This is a genomic window from Variovorax sp. E3, from assembly GCF_016082275.1.
In the GTDB taxonomy this organism is placed as follows: domain Bacteria; phylum Pseudomonadota; class Gammaproteobacteria; order Burkholderiales; family Burkholderiaceae_C; genus Variovorax.
The window spans coordinates 13,743-36,790 of record NZ_MOWM01000067.1; the positions used below are offsets into that span (position 1 = coordinate 13,743).

Below are 23,048 nucleotides of genomic sequence, written 5' to 3' on the forward strand. Positions count from 1 at the left end.
GCGAATCGGTACAAGTACCATCGCGACTGGCACATTGCCTGCTCGGCACTCAGACAAAGGAAAGTTTTCTCATGAGCTTCGATCTCGTTCTGTTCGGCGGTACTGGCGACCTCGCGTGGCGCAAGCTGATGCCCGCGCTGTTCCAGGCATTCCGGCACGGCAGCCTCCCGCAAGACGGTCGCATCATCGGGGTGGCACGGGACGATCACTCCGACGACCAGTACCGCGAGCTGATCCAGTCGCGCTTCAGCGCGGTCGAAGGCGCCAAGCGCCCCTCCCCGGACGAGTTCAAGAAGTTCGCGTCGATGCTGCACTACCTGCGCATGGACCTGTCCAAGCCCGACGACTACACCCGGCTGGCCGAACTGCTCAAGCAGCGCGACGCCAAGACGGTGGTGATGTACGTGGCCACCGCGCCCGCGCTCTTCACGCAGGTGGTCGAGCAGATCGCCGCGGCCGGCCTGAACGGGCCCAGCACCCGCATCGTGCTCGAAAAGCCGCTGGGCCACGACCTCGCGTCCAACCGCGCCATCAACGCCGCGGTGAGCAAGGTGCTCGAGGAAAAGCAGGTCTTTCGCATCGACCACTACCTGGGCAAGCCCTCGGTGCAGAACCTGTTCGCGATGCGCTTCGGCAATGCGCTGTTCGAGCCCATCTGGCGCCGCGAGCACATCGCCAACATCCAGATCACCATCGCTGAAGACCTGGGCGTGGAAAAGCGCGGCGCCTTCTACGACCAGACCGGCGCGCTGCGCGACATGGTGCAGAACCATGCGCTGCAGCTGCTGTGCGCCGTGGCCATGGAGCCGCCGATCAACGCGCACGCGGACGCCATCCGCGACGAAAAGCTCAAGGTGCTGCGCGCACTGAAGCCCTGGACGGCCGAGAGCCTGAGCCTGCACGCGGTGCGCGGCCAGTACACGGCCGGCACGGCCTACGGCGAGCGCGTGCCCGGCTACCGCGACGAGGCCGGCGTGCCGGCCGACAGCCGCACCGAGACCTTCGTGGCGCTGCGCACCGAAATCGCCAACTGGCGCTGGGCCGGCGTGCCCTTCTACATCCGCACCGGCAAGCGGCTGGCTTCGCGCGACGCACGCATCGAGGTCAACTTCCGGCCCACGCCGCACGCCATCTACCGCGCGCCGGCCGGCAACGTCAACAAGCTGGTGATCAACCTGCAGCCCAAGGACGGCCTGGAACTGCACATGCTCGCGCAGGCGCAGGACAACCGCCAGCGCAGCAACGGCACGCAGAGCGCGGCCACGCAGCTGGCGCCGGTGCAGCTCGACCTGGACTTCGACAAGCGTTTCGGCGCCGAGCGCGTGGGCGCCTACGAGCGCCTGCTGCTCGACGTGATCGACGGGCGCCTGAACCTGTTCGTGCGCAGCGACGAGCAGGAAGAGGCATGGCGCTGGGTCGAGCCGCTGATCGACAGCTGGGAATCCGACGGCGGCCCGCGCCCCTATGCGGCCGGCACCTGGGGCCCGAGCGCGTCCAGCGCAATGATCGCGCGCGACGGCTTCTCCTGGGGCGAGGAGCAGTAGGCTCAGCCGAACTGCAGGCAACGCATGCTGAGCGTGCCCGACTGGAAGCCCTCGTAGACCGTCTTGGCGCGCTCGCCGCTCCCGGCGGCGCCCAGGGCGTAGAGAAACGGGTAGTAGTGATCGGGCGTCGCCACGGCGGTCGACGCGCCTTCCAGCCTGGCGTACTCGACCAGCGCGCGGTCGTCGCGGCCGGCCAGCGCCGACTTCACCGCATCGTCGAAGGACTGCGCCCACGGGCGGCTGGCGCTCGGGCCGTCGGGCGTGCCGCGGTCGGTGGCGCGCAGGTTGTGCACCACGTTGCCGCTGCCCATCACCAGCACGCCCTTGTCGCGCAGCGCGGCCAGGTCCCGCCCCACCGCGTAGTGAAAGGCGGCCGGCTTGTCGTAGTCGATGCTGAGCTGGAACACGGGCACATCGGCCTTCGGGTACAGGTGCTTCAGCACCGTCCACGTGCCGTGGTCCAGGCCCCATTGGTCGGTGGCGATCACCGGTGCCTGCTTCACCACGCCGACCGTTTCCTGCGCCAGCGCGGGGTGGCCCGGCGCGGGGTATTCCACATCGAACAGCGCCTGCGGAAAGCCGCCGAAGTCGTGGATGGTCTTCGGCCGCGCCTGCATGCCGACGCCGGTCGCGCCCCGGCTCAGCCAGTGCGCCGACACGCTGAGGATGGCCGTGGGGCGCGGCAGCTCCCGGCCCCACGCCGCCAGCCGGCGCGTGAAGGCGTTGTCGGCAAGGGCGTTCATGGGCGAGCCATGGCCGATGAAGACCACCGGCATGCGGCGGGAAGCGCCGCCAGTGGCCGCGCTGGCGGTCTGCACGCTGCAGGCCAGCGACGCCAGCACCGCGGTCGCGCCAAGGGCGGTGCCCATCAGGAAGCCGCGGCGGCCCAGTTCGGAAGTAGCGAGAGTGGTCGTCATTGGCATGGCGGCACTCTGCAACAGATTTCGGCGCAAGGCGGTGCCTTTGCGCACACTTTTTCGGAAACGGGCCGGGTCTGAGGTCTATTGCCTGGCGAGCACCGGCGGCTCGCGCAGCGGCCCGCCCTTGACCACGAGCTGCACCACCACCGCCACCACGATGTTGAGCACCAGCGCCGTGAGCCCCGTGTAGAGCGTGTAGCTGCCGTCGCCGATCACGAAGGTGTGGACCGGCTTGATGCCGTCGGAGAACGCGATCCAGCTGCCGCCGACCAGCCCCACGGCCCAGCCCGCGAGCAGTGCCGGCGCACGGAACCAGCCGAAGAACAGGCCGAACACCACCGACGGGAAGGTCTGCAGGATCCACAGGCCGCCCAGCAGCTGCAGGTCGAGCGCGAACTGGGTGGGCAGGAACAAGATGAACACCAGCGCCCCGAGCTTGACCACCAGCGACACGATCTTCGCGACCTTGGCTTCACCCGCCGGCGTGACGTCGGGCCGCACGTAGGCTTTCCAGAAATTGCGCGTGAACAGGTTGGCCGCGCCGATCGACATCACCGCCGCCGGCACCAGCGCGCCGATGGCGATGGCCGCGAACGCGAAGCCCGCGAACCACGACGGGAACAGCGCGTTGAACAGCGCGGGCACCACGTCGTTGTTGCTCTTCACCGTGAGCTTGGCCGCGTAGGCCATGTAGCCCAGCAGCGCGATCAACCCCAGCAGCACCGTGTAGGCCGGCAGGAACACGGCGTTCTTGCGGATGGTGTTGGCGCTCTTGGCCGCGAAGATGCCGGTCAGCGTGTGCGGGTACATGAAGGCCGCGAGCGCCGAGCCCAGCGCCAGGCTGGCATACGGCAGGTACTGCGCCGGCTTGAGCGTGAGCCCGGTCGCGCCGCCCTTGGCCGCGAAGGCATCGCCCGCCGCATGGAACACGCTGCCGTAGCCGCCGAGCTTCATGGGCACCAGCACCACCGCCACCAGCACCACGATGTAGATCATCAGGTCCTTGACGAAGGCGATGAGCGCCGGCGCCCGCAGCCCCGCCGAGTAGGTGTAGAGCGCCAGGATCACGAAGGCGGCCGCCAGCGGCAGCTCGCCCGTCAGGCCCAGCGCCTTGATGACCACTTCCATGCCCACCAGTTGCAGCGCGATGTACGGCATGGTCGCGACCACGCCCGTCACCGCAATGGCCAGCTCCAGCGCGCGCGAGCCGTAGCGCCCGTACACCACGTCGGCGGCCGTCACGTGCCCGGCCTTGTGCGCCGCGTGCCACAGCCTGGGCATGATGATGAAGACGATCGGGTAGACCAGGATGGTGTACGGCAGCGCGAAGAAGCCGTAGGCCCCCACCGCGTACACCAGCGCGGGCACCGCGATGACGGTGTAGGCGGTGTAGAAGTCGCCGCCCACCAGGAACCAGGTGATCCAGGTGCCGAAGTTGCGCCCGCCCAGGCCCCACTCGTCGAGATGGGCGCCCTTGTCCTTGGCGCCGCCGCTTTGCCAGCGCGAGGCCCAGAAGCCCATCACCGTGACCAGCAGGAAGAAGAAGACGAAGACCGACAGCGCGGTCCAGTTGATCTGGCCGTCCATCATTCGTCTCCCGCTTCATACCCGTGGCGGTAGACGATCCAGATCAGCAGTGCCGTGACCGGCACCCACAGCAGCTGATACCAGTAGAAGAAAGGAAAGCCGAACAGGTCCGGCAGCGGGCTGTTGTAGAACGGCACCCACAGCAAGCCCACGAAGGGCAACAAGAGCAAGGCCCACATGTGCTGTTCTCCTCGGTGTGATTTTTACGAAAGCACCAAGGAGTTATAGACCTAAAGCCGAACACGCGGCGGCGACCCGGAATAGCGCGCGGTGCTAGATGCGGCCCTCCTCGACCGCATGGCAGGCCACCTGCACGCCCGCGATGCCCAGCAGCTTCGGCCGTTCCGCCGAGCAGCGCGCATTGGCGTGCGGGCAGCGCGGATGAAAGGCGCAGCCCGTGGGCGGGTTCAGCGGGTTGGGCACTTCGCCCTGCACCGGCGTGCGCGAACGGCCGGTGTGCTTCATCTGCGGGATCGCGTCGAGCAGCATGCGCGTGTACGGATGCTGGGGCGCCGCGAACAGCCTCTGCTTGTCGGCCACCTCGACCAGCCGGCCCAGGTACATCACGCCGACCTGGTCTGCCACGTGGCGCACCACCGCGAGGTTGTGCGAGATGAAGAGGTAGGTCAGGCCCTGCTCGCGCTGCAGGTCCTTCATGATGTTGAGCACCTGCGCCTGCACGCTCACGTCGAGCGCCGAGGTGGGCTCGTCGCACACCAGGAACTCGGGCTGCGTGGCGAGCGCGCGTGCAATCGAAATGCGCTGGCGCTGGCCGCCCGAGAACTGGTGCGGGTACTTGCTCATGTCCAGCGGCGACAGGCCGACCGACTTCAGCAGTTCGCCCACGCGTTCGCGCAGCGCCGCCTTGTCGCTGAGGATGCCGTGCTCGCGCAGCGGCTCGCCGATGATGTCCTCGACGATCCAGCGCGGGTTGAGGCTCGCGTAGGGGTCCTGGAAGATCATCTGGATGCGGCGGCGCAGCTTGCGGCCCTCGGCGGTCTTGAACGCGGCGTGCGCGTCCTGGCCGTCGAACTGCAGGCCGCCGCGCGTGGGCGCGTACAGGCCCACCAGCAGCCGCGCCACGGTGCTCTTGCCGCAACCCGACTCGCCCACCAGCGCCAGCGTCTTGCCGCGCTCGATGGAAAAGCTCACGCCGTCGACCGCATGCAGCAGCACGCGCGGCTTGCGCTCGAGCACGCGGTTGAGCCAGGGCGGCGAGACGTCGAAGGTGCGCGCGAGGTCGTGCGCGACCACCAGCGGTTCGCCGGCCGTGGCCGACGTGTCGTTGCGGGGTTCGATCACGGCGCTCATCGCGTCACCTCGGCAAGGGGTTCGGCCGCTTCGGGCGTAGCGCGTTCGCCGGCGGCAAGCGCGTCGTGGTGCCGCGCGGCGAGTTCGGCCTGGCCCGCATGCGGGTCGGTGGCGTCGTGCAGCCAGCAGGCCGCGCGCGTGGCGCCGGCGTGCATGAGTTCGGGCCGCTCGGTCAGGCAGCGCGCGAAGGTGCGCGGGCAACGCGGGTTGTAGGCACAGCCGCGCGGAATGGCATTGAGCCGGGGCATGGCGCCGTCGATCTGGTTGAGCCGCTCGCGGTCGCTCGTCATGTCGGGAATCGAGGCCATCAGGCCCGAGGTGTAGGGATGCGCGGGCTGGTGGATCACCTCGTGCACCGGGCCGATCTCGGCGATGCGCCCGGCGTACATCACGGCCACGCGGTCGCAGGTCTCGGCGATCACGCCCATGTCGTGCGTGATGAGCATCACCGCCGCGCCGCGCTCCTTGCAGATGTGCTTGAGCAGCTGGATGATCTGCGCCTGGATCGACACGTCCAGCGCGGTGGTCGGCTCGTCGGCCACGATGAGCTTGGGCTCGGCCGCCAGCGCCAGCGCGATCACCACGCGCTGCCGCATGCCGCCCGAGAACTGGTGCGGGAAGTGGTCGATGCGCTGTTCGGCGGCCGGAATGCCGGTGTCCTGCAGCAGGCCGATGGCGCGCTTGCGGGCTTCGGCGTCGGTCACGGGCAGGTGGGTGCGAATGGTCTCGACCAATTGCTGGCCCACGGTGTAGAGCGGGTTCAGCGAGGTCAGCGGGTCTTGAAAGATCGCACCGATCTTGCGGCCGCGAATGGGCCGCATCGCATCGAAGTCGAGGTTGTCGATGCGCTGGCCTTCGAGGCGGATCTCGCCGCCGGCCACGCGGCCCGGCGACTCGAGCAGCCCGATGATGGCCGCGCCCGTGAGCGACTTGCCCGCGCCCGACTCGCCCACCACGCCGAGGATTTCCCCGGGCGCGATGTCGAACGAAATCTGGTCGAGCGCGCGCAGCGTGCCGCGGCGGTGGGGGAACTCGACAACGAGGTCTTTGACTTGCAGCAAGCTCATGGCGCTACCTTCCATCGGGCTCCAAGGGGCGACATTCCAGGAACACCGCGGAACCGGCTTTGCCAGGCCGCTGGTGTTGCCCCCGGCGAGGGGGTTGGCGAAGCGACACGAAGTGCGCGAAGACTGGGGGTGATCATCTAAGTCTCGGGTTGAGGGCGTCGCGCAGCCAGTCGCCGAGCAGGTTCACGCTGAGCGCGATCAGCACCAGCATCAGGCCCGGAAACACCGTGATCCACCATTCGCCCGAGAACAGGTATTGGTTGCCGATGCTGATGAGCGTGCCCAGCGAGGGCGACGTGGGCGGCACGCCGACACCGAGGAACGACAGCGTGGCCTCGGTGATGATCGCGGTCGCGACCTGGATGGTGGCCAGCACCATCACCGGCCCCATCACGTTGGGCAGCACGTGGCGCAGCATGATGCGTATCGGCGCCACGCCGGTGACGCGCGCGGCCTGCACGTATTCCTTGTTGCGCTCCACCAGCGTGGAGCCGCGCACCGTGCGCGCGTACTGCACCCAGCCCGTGAGCGAGATGGAAATGATCAGCACGCCGAAGGCCAGCGACTCGTGCGCGCCGGGAAACAGCGCGCGCCCGACGCCGGCGATCAGCAGCGCCACCAGGATCGGCGGGAACGACAGCATCACGTCGCACACGCGCATGAGGAAGGAGTCGAGCCAGCCGCCGAGAAAGCCGGCGAGCAGGCCGAACACCACACCCACGACCACCGACAGCACCACCGACACCAGGCCGACGATCAGCGAGATGCGCGCGCGTAGATGACGGCCGAGAGAATGTCGCGCCCCTGGTCGTCGGTGCCGAGCAGGTACTTGGACGAGCCTTCGGCGGTCCATGCGGGCGGCAGCCGCGCATCACCGAGTTCGAGGGCCGCGAGGTCGAAGGGGTTGTGCGGCGACACCCAGCCGGCGAACACCGCGCAGACGACGCAGACCAGCGCGATGAGCGCCGCGGCAATGGCCACCGGCGATGTGCGAAAGCTGTAGCCGACATCGCTGTCGGCCCAGCGGGCGAGGGTTTTTTTCATCGTGAGGCAAAAGGAATGGGCCCGCAAGAAGCGGGCCCATGGTCAGGCCGCCTCGTGAGCGGCCAGCGGGATCACGGCTTGATGCTCATCCACTTGAAGTACATGAAGTTGTCGGCCAGTTGCACCAGCTCGACCTTCTTGCTCACGCCCCAGGCCAGCGACTGCTGGTGCAGCGGCAGGTGGCCCACGTCGTCGGCGTGCATCTTGAACGCCTCCTTGATCATCTCGTTGCGCTTGGCCTTGTCGCTCTCGGACTGGATCTTCTTGGTCAGTTCGTCGAGCTTGGGGTTGCAGTACGCGCCCAGGTTGAACTGGCCGGTGCCCTTGTCGTCGGGGCAGGAGGTGAGCGAGCTCAGCGCGTTGTGCGAGTCGTAGGTGGTCGGGGTCCAGCCCAGCATGTAGAAGCTGGTGTCGCGGCGCAGCACCTTCGGGAAGTAGGTGCCCTTGGTCTCGGCCACGAGGTTGATCTTGACGCCGATCTTCGCGAGGTTGGCGGCCACGCTCTGGCAGATCTGGCCATCGTTCACGTAGCGGTCGTTCGGGCAGTTCAGCGACACCTCGAAGCCGTTGGGGTAGCCGGCTTCGGTCAGCAGCTTCTTGGCGGCTTCGACGTCATAGGGCAGGCGCTTGTCCTGCTCGGCCGTCCAGCCGTTGATGCCGGGGCCGACCAGCAGGCCGGTGGGGCGCGAGGCGCCGCGCATGACGGTCTTCTGGATGCGACGATGTCGATGGCCTGGTAGAAGGCCTGTCGCACGCGCTTGTCCTTGAACGGGTTCTTGCCCTTGATGTTCGAGTACTGCAGCTCGTCGCGCTTCTGGTCCATGCCCAGGAAGATGGTGCGCATCTCGGGGCCGGTGATCACGCGGGCGTTGGGCGCGGCGTTGATGCGGGCGATGTCCTGCACGGGCACCGGCTCCATCACGTCGACCTCGCCGGAAACCAGCGCGGCCACTCGGGTGGCGGGGTTGGCGATGGGCGTGAAGATGACCTCTTGCGCATTGCCGTCGATCTTGCCCCAGTAGGTGCCGTTGCGCGTGAACACGGTGCGCACGTTGGGCTGGCGCTCGCGCACGCGGAACGGGCCGGTGCCGTTGGCCTTGAACGAGGCCGTGTTCTCGATGCCCTTGCGGCGGTCGACCGGCTTGGTGGCCTGGTTTTCCTCGCACCATTTCTTGCTCATGATCATGGTCAGCGAGATCACGTCGGGCAGGATGGGGAACGGGCCGTTGGTCTCGATCTCGACGGCGAGGTCGCCGACCTTGCGCACGGCCTTGATGTCGCTCAGCGTGGCGCGCATGTCGGAGCCGTCGCCCTGGGCGCGCGCGAAGCTGAACACCACGTCGTCGGCGGTGAACGGCGTGCCGTCGTGGAACACCACGCCCTTGCGCAGTTCGAAGCGCCACACGTTGGGCGAGGTCTGCTTCCAGCTGGTGGCGAGCAGCGGCGCAAGGCTCAGGTCCTTGTTGCGGCCCACGAGGGTTTCATAGACGTTGGCGGTGACGCTCAACTGCAGCGACTCGTTCAGCGAGTGCGGGTCGAGCGACAGCGCGTCCCCCTGGTTCGCGATGCGGATGGTCTGCGCGCCGGCGACCATGCTGACGGCGCCCAGGGCGCACAAGACGGCGGCCGCGGCCAGATTCTTCTTCATGAAACTCATGGGAACACTCCTCGGGTTGGAATCAAACACATCACGACGCCGCGGTGGCGGCGGCTTTCCCTGGCTGCGCACCGCGGGTGGCGGCAAGCGGCATGCCCTGCTCGATCAGGCCCGCATGCAACGCGGCGCCGAGCGGCAGGATCTCGTCATTGAAGTCGTAGCGGCTGTTGTGCAGGTAAGCACCGTTGTGCACGTTCTGGCCGATGCGCAGATAGGCACCGGCTTTTTTCTGCAGCATGAAGGAGAAGTCCTCGGCGCCCATGCTGGGCTCCATGCTGCGCTCGACGTTCTTCGCGCCGACCAGCGCCTGCGCCACGTCGGCCGCGAACATGGCCTCGGGCGCGGTGTTGATGGTGGCGGGGTAGATGCGCTCGTACTTGATGGAAGCGGTGGCACCGAAGCCGGTGGCGATGGCCGAGCACAACTCGTTCAGCCGCTGCTCGACCTGCGCCTGCACGCGCGCGCTGAAGGTGCGCACGGTGCCCACCAGCGTGGCCTCGCCCGGCACCACGCTCATCGCGCCGAGGTCGCCCGCCTGCATCGCGCAGATGCTGATGACGGCGGCGTCGATGGGGCGCACGTTGCGCGAGACGATGGTCTGCACGGCGGTGATGATGTGCGCCGCGACCATCACGGGGTCGATGGTCTGGTAGGCGTGCGCGCCGTGGCCGCCCTTGCCCGTGATGGTGATGGTGATGCGGTCGGCCGCGGCCATCATCGCGCCGCGGTTGATGCCCACGGTGCCGGCGGGCATGGCGGGCCAGTTGTGCATGGCGTAGACGGCGTTCACGGGGAAGCGGTCGAACAGGCCGTCCTCGATCATCACGCGGGCGCGGCGAAGCCTTCCTCGCCGGGCTGGAAGATCAGCACGGCGGTGCCGTCGAAGTCGCGCGTCTCGGCGAGGTAGCGCGCGGCGCCGACCAGCATGGCCGTGTGGCCGTCGTGGCCGCAGCCGTGCATGAGGCCGTCGCTCGCGGAGCGCCAGCCGAAGTCGTTGTCCTCGCGCATGGGCAGCGCGTCCATGTCGGCGCGCAGGCCGATCATGCGGCCACTGGCCGTCGAGCGGCCGCGGATGACGCCGACGACGCCGGTCTTGCCGATGCCCTCGTGGATCTCGTCGACGCCGCAGGCGCGCAGGGCCTCGCGCACGCGGCCGGAGGTGTAGACCTCTTCGAAGCCGAGTTCGGGGTGGGCGTGCAGGTCGCGGCGAAAGGCCGTGATCTCGGGATAGAAGTTCGCGATGTGCGCGAACGCGCGGCCGGAAGCCATGAGGCGCGGAGCCGCGAGGGTCGCTGTCGTCATCTCAATGTCCTCCTGCCTTGCCGACGCGAAGACGCGGATCGACCACGAAATACAGCAGGTCGACCACGAGGTTGATCACCACGAAGATCAGCGCGATGAGGCACAGGTAGGCGGCCATCACCGGGATGTCGGCAAAGGTCACGGCCTGGATGAACAGCAGGCCCATGCCGGGCCACTGGAACACCGACTCGGTGATGATGGCGAAGGCGATGAGGCCGCCCAGTTGCAGGCCGGTGATGGTCATCACGGGCACCAGCGTGTTCTTGAGCGCGTGGCCGAAGTGAATGGCGCGGTTCGACAGGCCCCGTGCGCGCGCGAACTTGATGTAGTCGGTGCGCAGCACCTCGAGCATCTCGGCGCGCACCAGCCGCATGATCAGCGTGAGCTGGAAGATCGCGAGCGTCACCGCCGGCAGCACGATGTGGTGCCAGCCGTCGGCGCTGAAGAGGCCGCTGGTCCACCAGCCGAGCTTGACGGTCTCGCCGCGGCCGAAGCTCGGGAACCAGCCCAGCGTCACGGCGAACACGAGGATCAGCAGGATGCCGATCAGGAAGGTGGGCAGCGACACGCCGAGCAGCGACACGGTCATGAACACCTGGCTCATGAACGTGCCGCGACGCAGCGCGGTGTAGACGCCCATCGGAATGCCGATGAAGAGCGCGAGCACGGCGGCCACCAATGCGAGCTCGAGCGTGGCCGGGAAGCGTTCGCCGATCAGGCGCGACACCTTGGCGCCCTGGCGCAGGCTCAGCCCGAACTCGCCCTGCGCGGCATTGACGAGGAAGTGCCAGAACTGCACGAAGAAGGGCTGGTCGAGCCCCAATGCGGCGCGCAGTTCGCGGATCTGGTCGGGCTTGGCGTCCTGCCCCAGGAGGAACACGACGGGGTCACCGACATATTGGAAGAGGAGGAAGGCAATGAACGCGACCGCGATCATCACGATCACGGCCTGGATCAGGCGGCGCAGTACAAAGGCAATCATTCAGCAAACAAAGTGAACGGGCATGCTAGCAGTGCAAGGTGCGTGCCCGCACGGTGGTTCCCCGGGGGTACGCTGCGTGATTTCCCGAGGGCGGGATGCATCTTCCAGACGAAAAAAAGCCACTCGACTTGCGTCGAGTGGCTTTTAGCTTTTTCGATTCGAAGCTGGCTTACGCCAGCGTCAAATTAGAAAGCGTGACGGATACCGAAGTCGTAGCCGGTCGAGGTCTTCGGGGTGAAGACACCGTTGTAAGCCGACGGAGCAGCCGGGTTGTAGAAGCCAGGGCCGCCCACGGTCAGGCCAGCGCCGTTCTTGTTGCTGATGCGAGCGATCGTAGCGTACAGAGCCGTGCGCTTCGACAGGTTGTGCACGTAGCCCAGAGCCAGCTTGTTAGCCTTCGGATCGAGGTTGTTAGCCGTGTTGAAGTAGTCGAACGGCAGATTGTTGTCCTGCTTGACATGCGACCACGAAGCACGGATCAGGCCAGCGCCGACCGGAACGGTCACGCCGAGCAGATAGCCGGTCAGGTCGATGTTGGGACGGCCGCCCAGCAGAGGCGTGACTTCGTAGTCGATCTTGTTACGGATCTTCGACACTTCACCGAAGAGCTTTGCAGGACCGAAGTCATACGAAGCGCCGAGGTTCAGGGTGTTGACCTTGGTAGTCGTGCCGACATAGTACTGATCACCGATCGTGCTGCTGCCGTAAGCAATTGCGACGTCCAGAGGACCATTGGCGTAACCGAAGCGGCCACCGATGTAACGGCCAGCACGTGCGGCGCCGTCAGCAATCGTCGGCTGAATGGCCGAGCTGTACTTGGTGGCTTCGCTGAAGCCGTACATCACTTGGCCGTAGAAACCACCCAGGTTCGGCGGCAGGAAGTAACCGATGGTGTTGCTGGCACGGGTCGTGTTGTTGCCGTTCACGTTAGGAACGTTGTACACGCCAGGAACCGGCGTGACCTTCGGTGCGAAGTTGCCGAACGAGTTGGCAGCCGCGAAGATCAGGTTGGTGCCGACGCCGTTGGTGCCGAACGGATCGAACACGGTGTCGTTCCAGAACGTGGGGGTGTAGTCACGACCCAGGCGAACTTCACCGAAACCACCCGACAGGCTCACGGTCGAACGACGAGCGAACGTCGAGATACCTTGTTGACCGTCGTCGTTGGTGATCGGGGCTTCGAGCCAGAAGCTGGCAGCCAGGCCACCGCCGAGGTCTTCCGTACCACGGAAGCCGATGCGGCTCGAGTTGTAACCCGAGTTAGCCAGTTGACGGTTGCTGGTCTTGACCGAACCTTGGTTCAGGTAAACAGGAACGCCGAATTGGTTGGGGAACACGGTCGCGCGGTTGTCGCGGGCGGTGTTCGAGTAGCCGCTGATCGACGCGTCGACCACACCGAACAGCGTGACGGACGACTGAGCCGAGGCAACACCGGCAACAGCCAGGGCAGCCAGAGCAACTAGAGATTTTTTCATTGCAAGTTTCTCCAAGGTTAAACATAGGGCTCCGGTGCGAAGGGCTCACTGTGACTGGCACTTAGTGCTCCCACCGGACCCCGGGCCAACCTCCTTTTGGGAAGTTGATGCTATTGCACCAGAGCCGCTGCGGCAGGGCAAAACAAATCGCCCGAAATGTGGGCTGGCTCACGCGTTTCGTTGCACGCCTGCAACAAAGGACTTAGCCCCTCACTACACCACCATGTGAAATATGACAGCATTGCCGACCGGCATTTCCCATGTGCGGTCAAATCGGTGCATGACGTTCCTGTTCGACCCCGTTCTGACCGCGGCGGACGCGGCTTTGCGCACGCTGTTCGCCCGCCCCCACGCCACCCGCTCTCTGCCCGCGCCCGCCCGGGCGCCCGGCGAATTGAGCGAAGCCGAGCGCCGCGAAGCCGGTGCGCTGATGCGCGTGAACCATGTCGGGGAAGTCTGCGCACAAGCGCTTTACACCGCCCAGGCCGCCGTGGCGCGCGATCCGGCCTTGCGCGCGCACTTCATCGAAGCCTCTCACGAAGAGACCGATCATCTGGCCTGGACGCGCCAGCGCCTGGACGACCTGGGCGCGCGGCCGTCCCTTCTGAACCCGGTCTGGTATGCAGGTGCGTTCGGCCTGGGCCTCGTCGCGGGACGCCTCGGGGACCCCTGGAGCCTGGGCTTCGTCGCGGAGACCGAACGTCAGGTGGAAGCCCACCTGGACAGCCATCTGGACCGCTTGCCGCTCGCGGACAGCGCCTCCAGGGCCGTGGTCGAGCAGATGAAAGTCGACGAAGCGCGCCATGCCGCGCAGGCCGTCGATGCCGGCGCCGCGGAGTTGCCGGCACCGGCCAAGGCCCTGATGCGCATGGCCTCCCGCGTGATGACCACGCTGGCGCACCGCATCTGACGAGCGAAGGCGGGCCGCCGGCCTCAGGTTTCGATTAGGTCGAAACTGGTCGTGATCTCGGCGGTCTTCGCCAGCATGATGCTGGCCGAACAATAGGTTTCGTGGCTCAGCGCAATCGCACGCTCCACGGCGGAGGCCGGAATACCCTTGCCCGCCACGGTGAAATGCATGTGGATCTTGGTGAAGACCTTCGGATCCTTTTCCGCGCGCTCGCTGGTCAGCTTGACACTGCAACGCTCAACGCGATGGCGTCCGCGCTTGAGGATCAGGACCACGTCGTAGGCCGTGCAACCGCCCGTGCCGGCCAGCACGGTTTCCATCGGCCTGGCCGCCAGGTTCTGGCCGCCGTTCTCGGGTTTGGCGGCATCGGGCGCACCGTCCATCATCAGAACGTGGCCGCTGCCGGTCTCGGCGACGAAGCCCATGGCCGACCGGGTGCCCGCATCACCGGTCCAACTTACTGTGCATTCCATGAATTTTTGAGTTTCCAGTGAAGGATGTCGGGCAAAAATGCACGCCAACACCCGTTTGTGTGTGGGAAAAGCGTCACTCGCTTGTTGCATCGCAACAAACAGTCGATATACTTTATTTCATTGCGCACCACCGTGTGTGCACCCAGTTGTCTCCTCCACCCTTCCAATTGGTGGATTTAGCCCCGAGCTGCAAAGCTCGGGGCTTTTTTTCTTTGCAGGTCCGCCAGGCGCTGCGGCCACTCTAGGCTTTGCGCCGAAAAGGGCAGCTGCTCTGGCTGCCCTGGCTCTCGCCGGTGGTGCCGGTGTTGCCTCGGCTCAGTCGTCCGTCACGCTGTTCGGTGTGGTCGACGCGTCGATCAGTAGCTATTCGTCCAGTTCGCAGGATCGCAGGCCCACTGTTCTAGCCAATCAGCTCGGTGTTCCTGCTTATACGAACCGCGGCAGCGTTCGCGCCAGCAAAACCGCGTTGTCCAACTCGGGCTACAACACCAGCCGCCTGGGCTTCCGTGGCACGGAGGACCTCGGGGGCGGCCTGGCAGCCAGCTTCTGGCTCGAAGCCCCCATCAGCAACGACGACGGCGCTACCGGAGTCGCCACGTTCAAGCGTCGCTCCACCGTAAGCCTCTCCGGTGGTTTCGGCGAAGTCCGCCTGGGTCGTGACTACACCCCCACGTTCTGGAACGACACCGTGTTCGATCCGTTCGGCACCAACGGTGTCGGCTCCAACCTGATCAACACCGCGAACGGCTTCAACGTCAACACCGCCGGTGCCAAGGACTCGGGCGGCTTCGCCGGCAACCAGAACTACGATCGTGCGAGCAATTCGATCGGTTACTTCCTGCCGCCGAACCTGGGTGGTTTCTACGGCCAGGTGATGTACGGTTTCAGCGAGCAAACCAAATACGACCGCGGCGTCTTCACACCTGACGCGGCGAACAACTCGCGCGCTGGCCGCTACATCGGCGGACGCTTCGGCTACGCCAACGGTCCTCTGGACATGGCCATTGCCTACGGCAACAGCACGGTTGGCGACCAGTACTACGCCGGCATCACCGATTCGGTGAAGACCTTCAACCTGGGCGCTTCCTACGACTTCGGTCCCGCAAAGCTCTTCGGCGAGCTGTCGCGCGCCAAGAACTCGCGTGACTACGAAGTCACGCCGATCTCGGGCGAGCGCCCCGATGTCGACCTGAAGGGTTACCTGCTCGGTGTGAGCGTGCCAGTCGGCGCTGGGTTGATCAACGCCTCCTATTCGGCTGTGAAGTACAACTACAACACGGCCGTGGAGCCGCGTGCTGCAGACCCGAAAGCCAACAAGCTGGCGCTCGGCTACGTCTACAACCTGTCGAAGCGCACCGCGCTGTACACCGCGGTCGCTCGCGTGAGCAACAAGAACGGCGCTGCACTGACCGTGGGCGGCCCGGCCTTCTACAGCGCAATGCCTGGCTTCACCCCGAAGACCTCGACCGGCTACGACTTCGGTATCCGTCACGCGTTCTGATCGCGCTCTGATTCCCATGCTGGCCCTCGCCAGTTCGAATCAGCAAAGCCTCAAGTCGCCCGGTTCACGCCGGGCGGCTTTTTGCCGTTCCTCTTCAGCTCGTCCGGCCTCGCCGGCTCTGCAGCAGCCCCACATTCATTTCTCCGCTCAACACCGACGCGTAGAAACGTTCGACCATGTTGACGCTCGTGCGCGCATTGCGCGCCAAGGTCAGCATGTCGATGCCCTGCCCGTACAACAGCCGCAATGTGATCGCGGTGTGGCGCAGGCAATAGAGCGTTCGCGATTGGCCCAGCGGGCCTTTCTCGAGCCTCGCCTTCTCGAGCACCCAGTGAAAGAAGAAGTTGAGCACCGCCAACGCGTGCTCACGATTCTTCAGGTGCGGCATGAAGATGTAGTCTTCCGCGCCGCCATGGCCATGCTCGGTGCGATAAGCGAGCAAACATTCATAAACACGCACGGCAGGACGCAAGCTCACGATGGGCTGGCTGTGCCGCTTGGTCTCCGGCAAGTTCATCCGCAGGTAGACGTGCTTGCCGCGCACCACCTCGATGTGTTTGTTCTTCATGAGCTTGATGTCGCTCGGGCGCACGAAGGTGTTGACCATCCAGCGAATCAGCCAGGGCAACTCGTCGGGCATCACCAGCAGTTCTCGCGCAATCCAGAACCGCTCGCCGGCCGACAGCTGATCGAGCACCGGATGCGAGTGCCCGCGCAAGCTGCGCGCGGTCGAAATGATCGACCGGTACTCCGTCACGCTGAAGCTGCCGCGCGGCTGGCTGCGCACCTTCACTTTCGGAAATGCAGGCGCGTCGCGCAGCACGCCGGTGTGTACGCCGTGCATCACGACCTTGCGCAACAAGACCAGGTACTGCGCGATCGTCGTGCTGGTAAAGCCTTGCGCGCCGAGGTGATCGATCAGGCGTTGCGCGTCCGATGTGGCGAACGACTGCGCGGGCAATTCGCCCAGCAACGGAACGATGTGCGCACGCAGTCTGTTGCCCATCACTTGCCATGTCGGGCGCCCAATTTCTTTTCTTTGGACGCGTGCGGCCTCCGCTTGCATCAGTCCCTTCGAGAGGTCGCTGACAGAAACGGATAACAAATTTTGCTCAACCGTAAACGGATTAGCGGGCATGTGAATCGCGGAATAGTTGCGCGCCAAAAACCCGAATCATTGGCAGCCGGGACTCTGTAAAAGAGATTTATGACATTTGTGTCCATGTCTTACCCCGCATGCAATCCCGATGCCTCTTATCATCGTTGGTTAGCAAATGAAAACTCCCTTGGAAAATATCGTGCGCGATGCATCTGTTCATGCGGCGCTGACGCCCGCCGACTATCTCAGAAAAATTCTCAACGCCCGGGTTTACGACGTCGCTGTCGAGTCCGCGTTGGAGAAAGCGCGAGCGCTCAGCGAGCGGCTCGGCAACACTGTTTTGCTCAAGCGCGAAGACCAGCAGCCGGTCTTCAGCTTCAAGCTCAGAGGTGCCTATAACAAGATGGCGCACCTGAGCGCCGCGCAATTGGCGAGCGGTGTGATTTGCGCTTCAGCCGGCAATCACGCGCAAGGCGTTGCATTGGGCGCGCGCAAGCTCGGCACGCGCGCCGTCATCGTGATGCCGGTGACCACGCCCAAATTGAAGATCGATGCGGTGCGTGGTTTCGGCGGAGAAATCGTGCTGCACGGCGAGAGCTATTCAGACGCCTATCTGCATGCGCTCGAATTGCAGGCCCAGCAGAACCTGACCTTCGTGCATCCCTTCGACGACCCCGACGTCATCGCGGGCCAGGGCACCATCGCGATGGAAATCCTGCGCCAGCACCAGGGCCCGCTCGATGCCGTGTTCGTTGCGATCGGCGGCGGCGGATTGATCTCCGGCGTGGCCAACTACATCAAGGCCGTGCGTCCCGAGATCAAGGTGATCGGTGTGCAGATGAACGACTCCGACGCAATGATGCAGTCGGTCGCCGCGCACCAACGCGTGAGCCTGCCCGACGTCGGCCTGTTCTCCGACGGCACCGCCGTCAAGCTCGTCGGCGAGGAAACTTTCCGCATCGCCAACGAACTGGTGGACGACTACATCGCGGTCGACACCGATGCCGTGTGCGCGGCCATCAAGGACATCTTCGTGGACACGCGCGGGATCGTCGAACCCGCGGGCGCGCTCGCGGTGGCGGCGATCAAGCAGTACGTGGCGCAGCACGGCCGCCACGGCGAGACCTACGCGGCCATCCTCTGCGGCGCGAACATGAACTTCGACCGCCTGCGCTTCGTTGCCGAGCGCGCCGAGGTCGGCGAAGAACGCGAGGCGCTGTTCGCCGTCACGATTCCCGAAGAGCGCGGCAGCTTCCGCCGCTTCTGCGAACTGGTCAGCGAAATGCCCGCGAGCGAAGACGAAGCCGCTGGCACCGGCGGCGGTGCGCTGCGCAACGTGACGGAGTTCAACTACCGCATCAGCGACGCCGCCAAGGCCCACGTGTTCGTCGGCCTGACCACGTCGGCGCGCGGCGAGTCGGCCACCATCGCGCGGATCTTCAACGACCACGGCTTCGACGCGCTCGACCTCACGCACGACGAACTCGCCAAGGAGCATCTGCGACACCTGGTGGGTGGGCGCACCGGCCTTGCGCACGACGAGCGCCTGCTGCGCTTCGTGTTCCCCGAGCGCCCCGGCGCGCTGCTGAAGTTCCTGAGCCTGATGCGGCCGAACTGGAACATCAGCCTGTTCCACTACCGCAACCAGGGCGCCGACTACGGCCGCATCCTCGTCGGGCTGCAGGTGCCGGCCGGGGAGTCCACCGAGTTCGCGGCCTTCCTCGAAACGCTGGGCTATCCCTACGTCGAGGAAACGGCGAACCCGGCGTACCGGCTCTTCCTGCAGGCCTGAGCGAAAGCCCGCGGAAAAACAAAAGCCGGCGCAAGGCCGGCTTCGATCGTCGTTCGCGTGATTCGCGAGACCTGCGTCATCAGCGCTACTGCGCTTGCGCGGGCTGCGGCGCCGCCCCGGGCTGCTGCTGCGGCAAAGGCGGCGGCGCCATCACCGCAGGCATCGTCGCCGGCGGCAGTCCGACCGGCGTGGGCGATGTCACGGCGGACAGCGGCGCCGGCGCGCTCAGGCTGATCGGCGCGCGCACCGGCAATTGCAGCGTGAACGCCGCCGGCCCGTCGGCCTGCGCGCCGAGCGTTGCCGAACGCAGCCCCACTGACTGCAGCACGTAGTTGTCGCCGACCTTCGAGCCGACGCGGAACGGCCGCGGCGGCTTGCCGTCGATGGCGATCAGCGCCGCCCCCTGCTTCGACGGGTCCGCCACCACGCCCGACAGCGCGAAGCGGCTCGCGGCTTCCGGCGCCACCGGCGCCGAACTCGACGCGGGCAGCACGCCCAGCAGGCGCGCCACCGCATCGGTATCGGCCGCGACCGACGGCCGCGGCATGCTCGCCGCCGCGGCCACGACGTCGGTGGGCGACGCCAGCCGGAGCACCCAGAACACCGCGGCGCCGGCGGCCAGCGCCCAAAGCCCGGTCGTTGCAAGTGGGGCATGCCAGCGGGCAGCGGAGTAAGGACTTGTCATGGGCGCGGATTATCATGCAGCGCGCTTTCCGAATCATGTCCGCCCAACCTATGAACAAATTCCTTCGTGCCGCTTCCCGCACCGCCCAACGCGGCTTCACGCTGATCGAACTGATGGTGGTGCTGGTCATCATCGGCGTGCTGGCGGCGCTGATCGTGCCGAACGTGATTGAGCGCGCCGACGACGCCCGCGTGACGGCCGCGCGCACCGACATCAACAACCTGATGCAGGCGCTCAAGCTCTACCGCCTGGACAACCAACGCTACCCCACGGCCGAGCAGGGCCTGCAGGCGCTGCTGACGCGCCCGACCACGGGCCCCGCCGCGCCCAATTGGAAGCCCTACGTCGAGAAGCTGCCCAACGACCCGTGGGGCCACCCCTACCAGTACATGAACCCGGGCATCAAGGGCGAGATCGACGTGCTCTCGTTCGGCGCCGACGGCCAGAGCGGCGGCGAAGGCAAGAATGCCGACATCGGCAGCTGGCAGTAGCGGCACAGGCGCACCGCGCCGCAACCAGCACCCTTCGCCCTCTTCCGGCTTCACGCTGCTGGAGCTGATCGTGGTGATCGCCATCATCGCGATCGCCACCGCCGCCGTGAGCTTCGCGATGCGCGACACCAACGCCGCCAGGCTCGACCGCGAGGCCGACCGGCTCGCCGCGCTGCTCGAATCGGCCCGCGCCCAGTCGCGCGCCAGCGGCGTCGCGGTGCGCTGGAGGTCGGTCGAAGGCAGCTTCGTGTTCGACGGCCTGCCCGCCGACGCGCTGCCCAGCGGCTGGGCTGCCGAGGGCATCACGGCCCAGGCCGCGCTCGCCAACGGCACGCAGGTGCCGGCCCTGCAGCTCGGGCCCGATCCGATCATTGCGGCGCAGCAGGTCACGCTCTATTCGGCCGGGCCGCCCGCGCGCTCTCTGCGCATCGCCACCGACGGGCTGCGGCCCTTCACCGTTTTCGCCGACGCACCATGAGCCGCAGCATCCTGACCCGCCCCGCTTCGCGCCACGGCGGCTTCACGCTGATCGAGGTGCTGATCGCGCTGGGCATCGTCGCGCTGGCGCTGGCGGCCGGCTCGCAGGCCACGATGTCGCTCACGCGCAATGCGCAGCGCCAGTCCGACCTGGTGCTGGCCGACCTGTGCGCCGAGAACGAACTCGCCAAGGCCCGCCTGTCGCGGCAGATGCCCGCCGTGGGCGACTCGGGCTCGATCTGCGCGCAAGCGGGCGTGTCGTTCAACGTGACCACCAGCACCGTGGCCACGCTCAACCCGAACTTTCGCCGCGTCGACGTGCAGGTGCGCGACGAAGCCAACGCGCCGATCCTGCGCATCTCGACCGTCGTGGGGCGCTACTGATGGCACGGAACGCCCGCCGCCTTGGCGCCGCGCGCGGCTTCACGCTGATCGAGCTGCTCGTGGCCATTGCCGTGATGGCGCTGCTGTCGCTGGTGAGCTGGCGCGGGCTCGACAGCATGTCGCGCGCCACCTCGCAGAACCAGCAGCGCGCCGACGCCATCCTGACGCTGCAGGCCACGCTCGCGCAGTGGGGCGCCGACCTCGACGCCGCGACCACGCTCGCGCAGACCCGCCCGATCGACTGGGACGGCCGCGTGCTGCGGCTCACGCGCCGCGGCAGCGATGCCAACTCGCCGTCCGTGCTGGTGGTGGCCTGGACGCTGCGCTCCGGTGCCGACGGCACGCGCTGGCGGCGCTGGCAGTCGCAGCCTTTTTCCACGCGCGGCGAATGGCAGCAGGCCTGGGACATGGCCGGCGCCTGGTCGCAGGACGGCGGCACGCAGACCGGCACCGCCTCCGAGACCACGCTGATGGCCGCCAACAGCTGGCAGCTCTTCTACTTCCGCGACAACAACTGGGTGCCCGCCGGCCAGTTGGCTCCTTCCGTGCCCAACCCGGCCAACCCCGCGCCCCCCGTCATTGCCATGCCCGACGGCGTGCGCCTGGTGCTGAACCTGCCGCCCGGCGACGGCCTCTCGGGCACGCTCACGCGCGACTGGGTCCGCCCGACCGTCGGGTCGCCCAAATCATGACCACGACCACGACGACGAAGAAGAATCAGCGTTCGCAGTCCGGTGCCGCGCTGCTCGCCGCGATGCTCACCGTCATGCTGGTCGCGACCTTCGCCGCCGCCGCGCTGTGGCAGCAGTGGCGCGCCGCCGAAGTCGAAGGCGCCGAGCGCGCGCGCGTGCAGGCCGCCTGGGTGCTGATCGGGGCGCTCGACTGGTCGCGCCTGATCCTGGCCGAAGACGGCCGCGCCGGCGGCCCCGACCACCTGGGCGAACCGTGGGCCGTGCCGCTCGAGGAAGCGCGGCTCACGAGCTTCCTGTCGGCCGACAAGAACGTGTCGAGCGACAACCTCGAAGGCCTGCCCGACGCCTTCCTGTCGGGCCGCATCGTCGACGCGCAGTCCAAGCTCAACGTGCTGTCGCTGGTCGACAACGGCAAGCCCCTGCCGGCGGGTGTTGCCACCTTCACGCGGCTGTTCAACCTGCTGGGCCTGCCGGTGTCCGAACTGAACCAGATGACAGCGGGCCTCGTGGCCGCGCTGGCAAACGGCACCGGCACTGGCACCGGCACAGATGGCGGGGGCGGCGATGCCGGCGGCGCGCCGCTGCTGCCGCAGGAGGTCTCGCAGCTGGTGTGGCTGGGCCTGTCGCCCTCGACCGCGAAGGCGCTCGAGCCCTACGTGACGATCCTGCCGACGCGCACCACGCTCAACATCAACACCGCGAGCGCCGAGGCGATCAGCGCCAGCATGGAATCGCTCAGCATCGCCAACGCGCGCCAGCTCGTCGAGCGCCGCGCGCGCTCCTTCTTCAAGGACCTGGCCGCCGCCAACGCCGCGCTGCCCAGCGGGGGGGCGCCCTTCAACGCCGCGCAGCACGGCGTGGGCACGCAGTACTTCGAGGTCTACGGCAAGCTGCGGCTGGACCGCACCTGGGTCGAGGAGCACTCGCTTCTACAGCGCAACGGTGTCACGGTGACGACGGTCTGGCGCACGCGCGGCGCCGGCGCAACGAACACTCCGGTCAAACCCTGATTTCAAGGGCCGAATTTGTAGTCAAAACGTCTTCTAACGCCCGTCACATCAGCACGTTACGCTATCGAAATTAGAGCGTTTACCTGTAAGACGCCCACCTACAATCACCGGCTTTTCCAAGATCGACATGACTCCGCTGCTGCTCATTGCTCCCCTCCCTCCGGCCGATGCCGCGGGTGAGTACGACTGGGCCCAGGCAGGCGACGACGGCATTGCCCTGCGCAACCAAGGCCGCGCGCTGCTGACGCTCCTGCCCTCGAGCACCGAAGTCATGCTCGGCATTCCTTCGGCCGCGCTGTCGTGGCACCGCATCACGCTGCCCAAGGGCAGCATGGGCAGCGCCTCGAAGCTGCGCGCCGTGCTCGACGGCCTGCTCGAAGAACACCTGCTCGACGAACCCGAAACGCTGCACTTCGCGCTCGAGCCCGACGCCAAGGCCGGCGCGCCCGTGTGGGTGGCCGCCTGCAACCGCATCTGGCTGCGCAGCGTGGTGCAAGGGCTCGAAGCGGCCGGGCGGCGCGTGGTGCGCATCGTTCCCGAGTTCGCGCCGCAACCGGCCGACGGGCCGCCGCTGCTGCAGGTCACGGGCGAGCCCGAGGCGCCGCAGCTCACGGTGTGCGACGCCGACGGCGTGGTCTCGCTGCC

At 66.7% G+C, this 23,048-nt stretch carries 20 protein-coding genes and 3 pseudogenes; 10 read left to right on the forward strand and 13 right to left on the reverse strand.

All coding sequences use genetic code 11. The annotated features are described in order from the left end of the window. Positions 1-71 precede the first annotated feature (71 nt). Positions 72-1,544: a glucose-6-phosphate dehydrogenase gene (gene zwf / locus BMG07_RS22210; protein ID WP_198086357.1), complete on the forward strand. Its 1,473-nt coding sequence runs from the start codon at positions 72-74 to the stop codon at positions 1,542-1,544. Between the two features lie 2 nt (positions 1,545-1,546). On the opposite strand, the gene ygiD is transcribed toward zwf, so the two are convergent. The 10 genes and pseudogenes from ygiD to BMG07_RS22260 all read right to left on the reverse strand — a co-directional run bounded on the left by ygiD (position 1,547) and on the right by BMG07_RS22260 (position 12,889). Beyond that, a complete protein-coding gene (gene ygiD, locus BMG07_RS22215; RefSeq protein ID WP_198086358.1) occupies positions 1,547-2,467 on the reverse strand; it encodes a 4,5-DOPA dioxygenase extradiol in 921 nt (306 codons plus the stop codon). Between the two features lie 78 nt (positions 2,468-2,545). Beyond that, the gene (gene mctP, locus BMG07_RS22220) at positions 2,546-4,054 is read right to left on the reverse strand and encodes a monocarboxylate uptake permease MctP (protein WP_374221310.1); all 1,509 of its coding nucleotides are present in this window, start codon (positions 4,052-4,054) and stop codon (positions 2,546-2,548) included. Next, positions 4,051-4,230 (reverse strand): DUF3311 domain-containing protein, encoded by a 180-nt coding sequence (locus BMG07_RS22225; protein WP_198086360.1) that lies wholly within the window; start codon positions 4,228-4,230, stop codon positions 4,051-4,053. The genes mctP and BMG07_RS22225 overlap by 4 nt, the downstream gene beginning before the upstream one ends. 94 nt (positions 4,231-4,324) lie before the next feature. Continuing rightward, a complete protein-coding gene (locus BMG07_RS22230) occupies positions 4,325-5,362 on the reverse strand; it encodes an ABC transporter ATP-binding protein (protein ID WP_198086361.1) in 1,038 nt (345 codons plus the stop codon). Further along, positions 5,359-6,429, reverse strand: coding sequence for an ABC transporter ATP-binding protein (locus BMG07_RS22235; RefSeq protein ID WP_198086362.1), 1,071 nt, complete (start codon positions 6,427-6,429; stop codon positions 5,359-5,361). Before BMG07_RS22235 ends, BMG07_RS22230 begins: the two co-directional genes overlap by 4 nt. Positions 6,430-6,562: 133 nt before the next feature. Beyond that, positions 6,563-7,473 (reverse strand): annotated as a pseudogene (locus tag BMG07_RS22240) (ABC transporter permease). 71 nt (positions 7,474-7,544) lie between these two features. Beyond that, positions 7,545-9,130, reverse strand: a pseudogene (locus BMG07_RS22245) (ABC transporter substrate-binding protein). 31 nt (positions 9,131-9,161) lie between these two features. After that, positions 9,162-10,399 (reverse strand): annotated as a pseudogene (locus BMG07_RS22250) (M20 aminoacylase family protein). 34 nt (positions 10,400-10,433) lie between these two features. After that, positions 10,434-11,414, reverse strand: a complete 981-nt coding sequence (locus tag BMG07_RS22255; RefSeq protein WP_198086363.1) for an ABC transporter permease — start codon at positions 11,412-11,414, stop codon at positions 10,434-10,436. Positions 11,415-11,599: 185 nt separating this feature from the next. Then, complete coding sequence (locus BMG07_RS22260; protein WP_198086364.1) at positions 11,600-12,889, reverse strand: porin; 1,290 nt, start codon at positions 12,887-12,889, stop codon at positions 11,600-11,602. A 280-nt stretch (positions 12,890-13,169) separates the two neighbouring features. On the opposite strand from BMG07_RS22260, the gene coq7 reads away from it, so the two are divergent. After that, positions 13,170-13,799 (forward strand): 2-polyprenyl-3-methyl-6-methoxy-1,4-benzoquinone monooxygenase, encoded by a 630-nt coding sequence (gene coq7, locus BMG07_RS22265; protein ID WP_198086365.1) that lies wholly within the window; start codon positions 13,170-13,172, stop codon positions 13,797-13,799. Positions 13,800-13,822: 23 nt separating this feature from the next. Here coq7 and BMG07_RS22270 read toward each other — a convergent pair whose 3' ends face one another. Further along, positions 13,823-14,272 (reverse strand): OsmC family protein, encoded by a 450-nt coding sequence (locus BMG07_RS22270; RefSeq protein WP_007834112.1) that lies wholly within the window; start codon positions 14,270-14,272, stop codon positions 13,823-13,825. Between the two features lie 280 nt (positions 14,273-14,552). Here BMG07_RS22270 and BMG07_RS22275 point away from each other — a divergent pair, with 280 nt between their 5' ends. Then, the gene (locus tag BMG07_RS22275) at positions 14,553-15,773 is read left to right on the forward strand and encodes a porin (RefSeq protein ID WP_269759269.1); all 1,221 of its coding nucleotides are present in this window, start codon (positions 14,553-14,555) and stop codon (positions 15,771-15,773) included. A gap of 94 nt (positions 15,774-15,867) precedes the next feature. Here the strand turns inward: BMG07_RS22275 and BMG07_RS22280 are convergent, their stop codons facing one another. Next, complete coding sequence (locus BMG07_RS22280) at positions 15,868-16,911, reverse strand: hypothetical protein (RefSeq protein WP_269759267.1); 1,044 nt, start codon at positions 16,909-16,911, stop codon at positions 15,868-15,870. 136 nt (positions 16,912-17,047) lie between these two features. Between BMG07_RS22280 and ilvA the strand changes: the two genes are divergently transcribed. Further along, the gene (ilvA, locus tag BMG07_RS22285; RefSeq protein WP_198086367.1) at positions 17,048-18,664 is read left to right on the forward strand and encodes a threonine ammonia-lyase, biosynthetic; all 1,617 of its coding nucleotides are present in this window, start codon (positions 17,048-17,050) and stop codon (positions 18,662-18,664) included. Positions 18,665-18,749: 85 nt separating this feature from the next. On the opposite strand, the gene BMG07_RS22290 is transcribed toward ilvA, so the two are convergent. Continuing rightward, entirely contained in the window at positions 18,750-19,349 is a 600-nt protein-coding gene (locus BMG07_RS22290; RefSeq protein ID WP_198086368.1) for a type II secretion system protein N, read from the reverse strand. A gap of 50 nt (positions 19,350-19,399) precedes the next feature. On the opposite strand from BMG07_RS22290, the gene gspG reads away from it, so the two are divergent. The 6 genes from gspG to gspL form a co-directional block, all read left to right on the forward strand. Beyond that, positions 19,400-19,840: a type II secretion system major pseudopilin GspG gene (gspG, locus tag BMG07_RS22295; protein WP_198086369.1), complete on the forward strand. Its 441-nt coding sequence runs from the start codon at positions 19,400-19,402 to the stop codon at positions 19,838-19,840. After that, on the forward strand, positions 19,815-20,318 hold the full coding sequence (locus tag BMG07_RS22300) for a prepilin-type N-terminal cleavage/methylation domain-containing protein (RefSeq protein WP_198086370.1): 504 nt from the start codon (positions 19,815-19,817) through the stop codon (positions 20,316-20,318). The genes gspG and BMG07_RS22300 overlap by 26 nt, the downstream gene beginning before the upstream one ends. Then, positions 20,315-20,701, forward strand: coding sequence for a type II secretion system minor pseudopilin GspI (gspI, locus tag BMG07_RS22305; protein WP_198086371.1), 387 nt, complete (start codon positions 20,315-20,317; stop codon positions 20,699-20,701). The genes BMG07_RS22300 and gspI overlap by 4 nt, the downstream gene beginning before the upstream one ends. Then, on the forward strand, positions 20,701-21,393 hold the full coding sequence (locus BMG07_RS22310; protein WP_198086372.1) for a type II secretion system protein J: 693 nt from the start codon (positions 20,701-20,703) through the stop codon (positions 21,391-21,393). Before gspI ends, BMG07_RS22310 begins: the two co-directional genes overlap by 1 nt. Continuing rightward, entirely contained in the window at positions 21,390-22,403 is a 1,014-nt protein-coding gene (gene gspK / locus BMG07_RS22315) for a type II secretion system minor pseudopilin GspK (protein ID WP_198086373.1), read from the forward strand. Before BMG07_RS22310 ends, gspK begins: the two co-directional genes overlap by 4 nt. A 127-nt stretch (positions 22,404-22,530) precedes the next feature. Then, a partial coding sequence (gene gspL / locus BMG07_RS22320) for a type II secretion system protein GspL (RefSeq protein ID WP_269759268.1) occupies positions 22,531-23,048 on the forward strand: 518 nt, incomplete at its 3' end.